The following is a 6933-nucleotide window of genomic DNA, read 5'->3' as shown; positions in this document are numbered from 1 at the left end:
TGTGGTTCCAGAAGCCGTTGCAGTCGACGTCGCCGGCATAGCTGGTGAGCGGGGCGAAGCGCGTGATGCCGGAGGAGCGCCAGCCGACGTACTCCAGGCCCAACCATTCGGCGGGATCTGTGGCGGAGGTGTGGTCGTCGAGGACCACGTAGCCGGTCTCGGACAGCGCCTCGGACGTGATGAAGCCCATGATGAATACCTTCCCGTCATCGCTGCCCCCACAGGCGGCGGGTTCTTAGGCCATCCTAACTCGAATGCCCATCGCAGCGTGGGGGTCTCGCCGGGGAAAAGGCCCGACGGGAGCGTCGATATCCTGAGGGGTATGACTCAGCCGCAGGGTGCCCTCCTCGTGGGCAGCGTGAATTACGACGATGCCGAGACCACGATCCGCACCGCTGCGGAACTGCTCGGCACCCGGCTCCGTCGCATTCCGGACGGCGAGGTCGGCAAACGGTTCCACTGGATCATGTTCCAGCCCGACGTGATCGGTGAGGCCGAGGGCATCGAGCGCACAGGCGACGAACCCATCCCGTTCCCCGCCGGCATCGACGCCCGCGGCCTGCGCATCGCCGAGGGAGTGGATGCTGCGAGCATCGAGATGCCGCCGCTGGGGTACGCCGCCGCCGCGATCGAGTCGTATGCGGTGTTCGAGCGGCTGCGGGCCGAGGGCACGGTGCCCGGCGGCGTGCGGTTCCAGGTGTCGCTGCCGACGCCGCTCGCCGTGATCTCCTCCTTCTTCCACGGCGATGACCGCGCCGCGATCGAGCCCGTCTACACCGCCGCGATCCTGCGCGAGCTCGACGAGATCCTCGAGGCCATCCCGCACGAGGACCTCGCGGTGCAGTGGGACGTCGCGAGCGAGATGGGCATCATCGAGCGCGCCGCGGGCTACGGAGCGGTCATGGAGGCGTGGTGGCCCGGCGACCCGTTCGACGGTCTGGTCTCGCGCCTGGCCGCACTGGTCGACGCGGTGCCCGCCGACGTCGAGGTGGGTGTGCACCTCTGCTACGGCGACGCGGGGGAGAAGCACTTCTTCGAGCCGCGCGACGCCGCGAACCTGGTCCGGTACGCGAACGCCGTGGTGGCGGCATCCGCCCGTCCGCTCACGTGGCTGCACCTGCCGGTGCCGATCGACCACGACGACGAGGCCTACTTCGCCCCGCTCACAGGCCTCGCCCCGGTCGGCGAGCTCTACCTGGGCCTCGTGCACCGCGAGGACGGGGTGGAGGGCGCCGCCCGTCGCGTCGCCGCCGCGACTCCGTTCGCCACCGAGTTCGGGGTCGCGACCGAGTGCGGCATCGGGCGCGCGCCCGCGGGATCGACCGAGGGCATCCTGCGCACGCACGCCGAGGTCGCCGCCGCCTGGTGACATGCGGGGCGGTGTGCGGGTCTCGATTCGCGTGCGGGCCCCGCGTCGCGTAAGCTATTCCGCGGTGACGTGTCCGAGCGGCCGAAGGTGCAACTCTCGAAAAGTTGTGTAGGGTAACCCCCTACCGTGGGTTCAAATCCCACCGTCACCGCCATGGAAGCCCCCTCCGAGTGAGGGGGCTTTTCCGTGTCATCACGGGGCTCTCCCGAGAGCGAGCGCTCTTGCCTGGAAGTTCGATGGCGCCGCACGCTCACATGTGGCTGACCTCAGGCCGCGACGTACTCCTGGCGGACTCGTCCCTCAGTCGCCATCTCTATGTACCCGAAATCCTGGTCCGAGTTCAGGATCACTGCGTCGTTGGCGACCGCGTATGCGGCGATGAGGCAGTCGAAGGCTGCGGCTGCTCTCATGAGCCCTGTGTCCCACAGCGCGTGCTGAAGGTCGAGGGCGTCACGCTCGTCGGGGTGTTCCCACGCGGGGAGCAGCCCCTCCATGTCCGCACGCAACTCTGCGTACTCCTTCGCATTGCGCGCGGAGTGGCAGTACTCGAGGACCTGCGGCGGGCACGTGATGATCAGGTGATTCGGCGACAGGGCCCGGAGCCTGTCGCCGATCGCCGTGCTCCTGCCTGCCTTCTGCCAGATGCTGTTGTCGACGAGGTAAGTGGTCACCGAACGGTGCTCTTCTCCCGGGGAGCGCTCTTGTCGGGATCCGGACCCGTGTCCGGAGCGATCGTCGGCGCGTCGATCTGGTCAGTGTCGAAGTGGCGAGCGATGATGCGCTCCACGGCGGCGGGCTGGCGGCGCACCGCGATGAGCGTGCGCAGCGCGAGATCCACCGTCTCGCGGTTGGAGGTCGTGCCGGCAAGCTTCTTGGCCTGCTGAAGCTCGTCGGGGTCGATGTCAATCGATGTGACGGCCATGGCTCCTCCTTCGCGGAAGCTCTGTATAAGCCATTGTATAAGAATCTTTGGCGGGGGGCACGATCTCTCGGTGCCCTGTGGAGCGGAGCTCCTCTCCCCCCGGAGGCGTACCCCTCAGCCGAGCAACTCCACCCCGAACTCGGAGACCACCGTGCGCAGTTCGGCGAGGTAGCGCTGTGCCTGCTCGGTGAGGGGGATCGCCGCATGCCCGATCCAGCCGATCTCGATGTTCTCGTCGACGTCGAGCGGGATGGCGACGATCTCGGGGTCGAGGTCGTCGCTGATGATGCCCGTCGAGATGGTGTAGCCGTCGAGGCCGATCATCAGGTTGAAGATGGTCGCGCGGTCGGAGACGCGGATGTCCTGGGGGCTGGAGAGGGTGGAGAGGATCTCCTCGGCGAAGTAGAAGGAGTTGTTCGCACCCTGGTCGAAGGTGAGCCTCGGCACGTCGGCGAGATCGTCGAGGGTCACGCGATCTCGGGTGGCAAGGGGGTTCTTGCGGGAGATGAAGATGTGCGGCTGTGCGACGAAGAGCGGGTGGAAGGCGAGCCCGGAATCGCGGAGCAGCTTGTCGATCACGTTGCGGTTGAAGTCGTTCCGGTAGAGGATCCCCAGCTCGCTGCGGAGCGTGCGGACGTCTTCGATGATGTCCCACGTCCGCGTCTCCCGCAGCGAGAACTCGTACTCGGCAGCCGAGGTCGCCTTCACCATCCGCACCAACGCGTCGACAGCGAACGAGTAGTGCTGGGTCGACACTCCGAGCAGGCGTCGCGACGGCGGACGACCGAGGTAGCGCTGTTCGAGGAGCGCGACCTGCTCGACGACCTGCCGGGCGTACCCGAGGAACTCCACACCGTCGGTCGTGAGCGTCACGCCGCGGGCGGAGCGGAGGAGGAGCACGCGCCCCACCCTGCTCTCCAGATCCTTCATCGCCGCCGACATGGTGGGCTGGGCGACGTAGAGCAGGTCGGCGGCGGCGCTGATCGATCCCTCCGCAGCGACCTCGATGTAGTAGGTGAGCTGTTGCAGGGTGATGCCGCTCGATCGCTTGGCCATAGATTCAGCCTATGTCACGGCATAGTTCGCGCACATTACCCGATGGGCGCCCGCACTCGTCATCATGGAGAAACCCCCGATCGAGGCCGAGCCCGGCCGATCATCCCACCGATTGGCCGCTCATGGCATCCGAATTCACGTTCCGCATCACGACGACCCGTTTCGACGAGGACTACTCGCCCTCCGAGGACTCCCGCATCACCACGAACTTCGCCAATCTGGCGCGCGGCGAGCACCGTCAGCAGAACCTCCGCAACGCACTGACGATGATCGACCGGCGGTTCAACGATCTGGCGCACTGGGACAACCCGAGCCGTGACCGCTACACCCTCGAACTCGAGATCGTCTCGGTCGCGATCCAGTTCGCCACGGAGGGGGAGGATCGGGAGTTCCCTCTTCTCGAGGTGCTGGAGGTGACCATCGTCGACCGGTTGACGGGCACGCGCACCCAGGGGATCGTGGGCAACAACTTCTCGTCGTACATCCGCGACTTCGACTTCAGTGTGCGGTTGCCGGCGGCCAGCGAGGCCGCGGGTGGTTTCGCCGTCCCCGACGACTTCGGCGACCTGCACGGCAAGCTCTTCCAGCACTTCCTCGATTCCGAGGCCTACCGGGAGCGCTTCTCGCTGTCGCCCGTCATCTGCATCAGCGTCTCGACGAGCAAGACGTACCGCCGCACCGAGAACCACCACCCCATCCTCGGTGTCGAGTACGAGCAGAAGGACGGCTCGCTGACCGACGAGTACTTCGGCAAGATGGGCCTCTCGGTCCGGTACTTCATGCCGCGAGGCAGCGTGGCCCCGCTGGCCTTCTACTTCCGCGGGGACCTGCTGAGCGACTACACCAACCTCCAGCTCATCGGCACGATCAGCACGATGGAGACGTTCCAGAAGATCTACCGTCCGGAGATCTACAACGCGAACTCCGAGGCCGCGAGCATCTACCGGCCGACTCTGGAACAGCAGGACTACTCCGTGACCAAGATCGCCTACGACCGGGAGGAGCGCAGCCGGCTCGCGGCCGAGCAGGGGCAGTACGCCGATGCGCACCTCATGACCCCGCACGGTGAGCTGCTCGAGCAGTGGGCCGCCGGCACCTCCGCCGCATCCCTGGTGGCCGTCGGATGACGAACCAGAGATCGCCGATCGTGCGCGAGCTGCTCCCCACCTCGATCGTCGGCAGTCTGCCGAAGCCCTCCTGGCTGGCCGAGCCGGAGACGCTCTGGTCTCCGTGGAAACTGCAGGGCGACGCCTTGATCGAGGGTACGCAGGATGCTCTGCGCATCGCCGTCCAAGAGCAGCGCGAGGCCGGCATCGACATCATCAGCGACGGGGAGCAGACCCGACAGCACTTCGTCACCACGTTCATCGAGCACCTCTCCGGCGTCGACTTCGACCAGCGCGAGACCGTGCGGATCCGCGACCGGTATGACGCCAGCGTGCCGACGGTGGTCGGGGCCGTGAGCCGCGAGAAGTCCGTGTTCGTGGAGGATGCGAAGTTCCTGCGTCAGCAGACCGATCAGCCGATCAAGTGGGCGCTGCCCGGCCCGATGACGATGATCGACACTCTCTACGATCGTCACTACAAGAGCCGAGAGAAGCTGGCGTGGGAGTTCGCGACCATCCTCAACCAGGAGGCGAAGGAGCTCGAAGCAGCCGGGGTCGACATCATCCAGTTCGACGAGCCGGCATTCAACGTCTTCTTCGACGATGTGCAGGACTGGGGCGTGGCGGTGCTCGAGCGAGCGGCGGAAGGACTGCGCGCGGAGACCGTGGTGCACATCTGCTACGGATACGGGATCAAGGCGAACACCGACTGGAAGGCGACCCTCGGCGCGGAATGGCGGCAGTACGAGAAGTCCTTCCCGCTTCTGCAGCGCTCGATCATCGACACCGTCTCACTGGAGAGCCACCACTCGCACGTTCCTCTGGACCTCATCGAGCTCATTCGAGGAAAGAACGTCATGCTCGGGGCCATCGACGTGGCCAGCCCGACCATCGAGACCCCGGACGAGGTCGCCGACACCCTCCGCAACGCCCTCCGATTCGTCGACGCCGACAAGCTCATCCCGAGCACGAACTGCGGCATGGCTCCGGTGTCGCGTGACGTCGCGCGTGGCAAGCTCCGAGCACTCAGCGCGGGAGCCGCCATCCTTCGCGACGAGCTCGTGCCCGCAAGGGTCTGAGGCTCCGGCGAGGAGGCGGCTCCGGCCCGATCGGTCACCCCCCGGACGGGTTCTCGAGCGGCTTCCCGTTCTCGTCGGTCGTCTCCGCCTCGAGCACCTCTTCGGTGTCGGGACCGTCGTCGGGAGCGCCGCCCGATGCGGTGTCAGCTTCTTCGTCGGGGCCCGGTGTGCCCTGCGTGTTCTTCGGGTCGCTCATATCCGTCTCCTTCGTTCGGTCGTGAAGCTACTCCTGACGGAGGGGGAGCGTCAGGGGGTTGACCGCGGCGATGAATCGCTCTCGGATCGGTGAATCGTGATGGCGGACTCACCGTGTGAGTGCGGTCGAGTTCCGGGATGAGGCGCGGTTGAACGCGTAGGGACGTCCACGAGCCCGTGGCACCGACGAGCGGGCGGTAAGCGTCGCCCCGTCAGAAGCTCGACGCGACCGCTTCTTCGTGGATGATGTCGACGCCGCGACGGTAGCTCGTGACCTCGAACTCCGGGAATCGCGCGACGAACTTCGATGAGTCGAACCTGTTGTCGTGCTCGTACCGCGGCAGGAGCTCTCTGATCTCACGCGCCTGGCGAGACGCGAGACCGGCCGCGCTCAGCGCCCACTTCGGGACGACGGTGTACCCGGACCCGGCTGGTCGACCGAAGGCGGACTCTGCCATGGCGACGAACTGCCGATAGGTGGGACGGTCGGAGTCTGTGGGGAGGTGCCACGTCTGGTGAAAGGTATCGGCGGCGTTGCCCAGCGTCGCGAGGGCACGACTCGCGTCCGGCGTCCAGATCAGAGTGCGCTGCCGGTCGTCGCGCACCGGTACGAGCGGACGTTTGCCGCTCTTGATCCTGTCGATGACGAGCGCGTTCGTGAAGCTCTGCGTTCGCCCGGGGCCGTAGAACTCCGGCGCGCGGGCGATCAGCACGGGGATGTCGCCGCGCGCCATCTCGTCGAGCACCATCGACGCCATCGCCGCACGCACCCTGCCCTTCGGGCCGACCGGTTCGAAGGGCGTGTCCTCGGTCTGCAGCCGGTCATCCTGCGGGTACATGTAGGTGTTGTCGAAGTAGGCGAAACTCGCGCCGGCGGCGCGGGCCGCGTCGAGGGCGTTCCTCACCATCGTCGGGAACTGCCGTTCCCACAGCTCGGTGTCTGCGGGCAGGCCGGCGGTGAAGTAGACGACGTCGCTGCCGTCGACCGCGGCGGCGGTCTGTACGGCGTCGAGAAGATCCGCTCGTACGAGGGTGTCGGTGGAGTTGACCTTGCGGGGGTTGCGGCTGACGAGTCTGAGGTCGGACGTGTGGTTCCGGTTCAGCTCGCGTGCGAGTTCCACGGCGATCTGTCCGTTCGCGCCCAGTATGGTCTGCATTCCTCGACTCGACTTTCGATTGCGGCGTTTCGATTGCGATATCCGACAC

Annotated in this window: 8 protein-coding genes, 1 tRNA gene and 1 pseudogene; 4 read left to right on the top strand and 6 right to left on the bottom strand. The window is 66.6% G+C overall.

Going from position 1 to position 6933, the window contains the following annotated elements:
- Positions 1–190 (bottom strand): annotated as a pseudogene (locus tag DW307_RS08515) (hypothetical protein); the annotation flags it as partial.
- Positions 191–322: 132 nt separating this feature from the next.
- Here DW307_RS08515 and DW307_RS08510 point away from each other — a divergent pair.
- Positions 323–1369 (top strand): hypothetical protein, encoded by a 1047-nt coding sequence (locus tag DW307_RS08510; protein WP_029267671.1) that lies wholly within the window; start codon positions 323–325, stop codon positions 1367–1369.
- A gap of 63 nt (positions 1370–1432) precedes the next feature.
- Positions 1433–1523 (top strand) — tRNA-Ser (locus DW307_RS08505).
- Between the two features lie 112 nt (positions 1524–1635).
- On the opposite strand, the gene DW307_RS08500 is transcribed toward DW307_RS08505, so the two are convergent.
- From DW307_RS08500 to DW307_RS08490, 3 genes are all read right to left on the bottom strand, one after another.
- Positions 1636–2040, bottom strand: coding sequence for a PIN domain nuclease (locus DW307_RS08500; protein ID WP_136024512.1), 405 nt, complete (start codon positions 2038–2040; stop codon positions 1636–1638).
- Positions 2037–2291, bottom strand: coding sequence for a type II toxin-antitoxin system VapB family antitoxin (locus tag DW307_RS08495; protein WP_051671150.1), 255 nt, complete (start codon positions 2289–2291; stop codon positions 2037–2039). The genes DW307_RS08500 and DW307_RS08495 overlap by 4 nt, the downstream gene beginning before the upstream one ends.
- 114 nt (positions 2292–2405) lie before the next feature.
- A complete protein-coding gene (locus DW307_RS08490; RefSeq protein WP_021201300.1) occupies positions 2406–3347 on the bottom strand; it encodes a LysR family transcriptional regulator in 942 nt (313 codons plus the stop codon).
- Between the two features lie 122 nt (positions 3348–3469).
- Here DW307_RS08490 and DW307_RS08485 point away from each other — a divergent pair, with 122 nt between their 5' ends.
- The gene (locus DW307_RS08485; RefSeq protein WP_136024511.1) at positions 3470–4474 is read left to right on the top strand and encodes a DUF1852 domain-containing protein; all 1005 of its coding nucleotides are present in this window, start codon (positions 3470–3472) and stop codon (positions 4472–4474) included.
- A gap of 20 nt (positions 4475–4494) precedes the next feature.
- Positions 4495–5532 (top strand): methionine synthase, encoded by a 1038-nt coding sequence (locus DW307_RS08480; RefSeq protein WP_197020542.1) that lies wholly within the window; start codon positions 4495–4497, stop codon positions 5530–5532.
- Between the two features lie 34 nt (positions 5533–5566).
- Here DW307_RS08480 and DW307_RS18095 read toward each other — a convergent pair whose 3' ends face one another.
- Together DW307_RS18095 and DW307_RS08475 are read right to left on the bottom strand one after the other, a co-directional pair.
- Positions 5567–5728 carry a hypothetical protein gene (locus tag DW307_RS18095; RefSeq protein WP_167255440.1) on the bottom strand — a complete coding sequence of 54 codons (162 nt, stop codon included), beginning with the start codon at positions 5726–5728 and terminating at the stop codon, positions 5567–5569.
- Positions 5729–5939: 211 nt separating this feature from the next.
- Complete coding sequence (locus DW307_RS08475) at positions 5940–6884, bottom strand: NAD-dependent epimerase/dehydratase family protein (RefSeq protein WP_136024510.1); 945 nt, start codon at positions 6882–6884, stop codon at positions 5940–5942.
- Between the last annotated feature and the right edge of the window lie 49 nt (positions 6885–6933).

It is taken from the genome of Microbacterium sp. K27 (assembly GCF_004794435.1).
Classification (GTDB): domain Bacteria; phylum Actinomycetota; class Actinomycetes; order Actinomycetales; family Microbacteriaceae; genus Microbacterium; species Microbacterium maritypicum_A.
The sequence above is the reverse complement of the archived record's forward strand: the minus strand, read 5'-3'. Positions and strand labels throughout refer to the sequence as shown.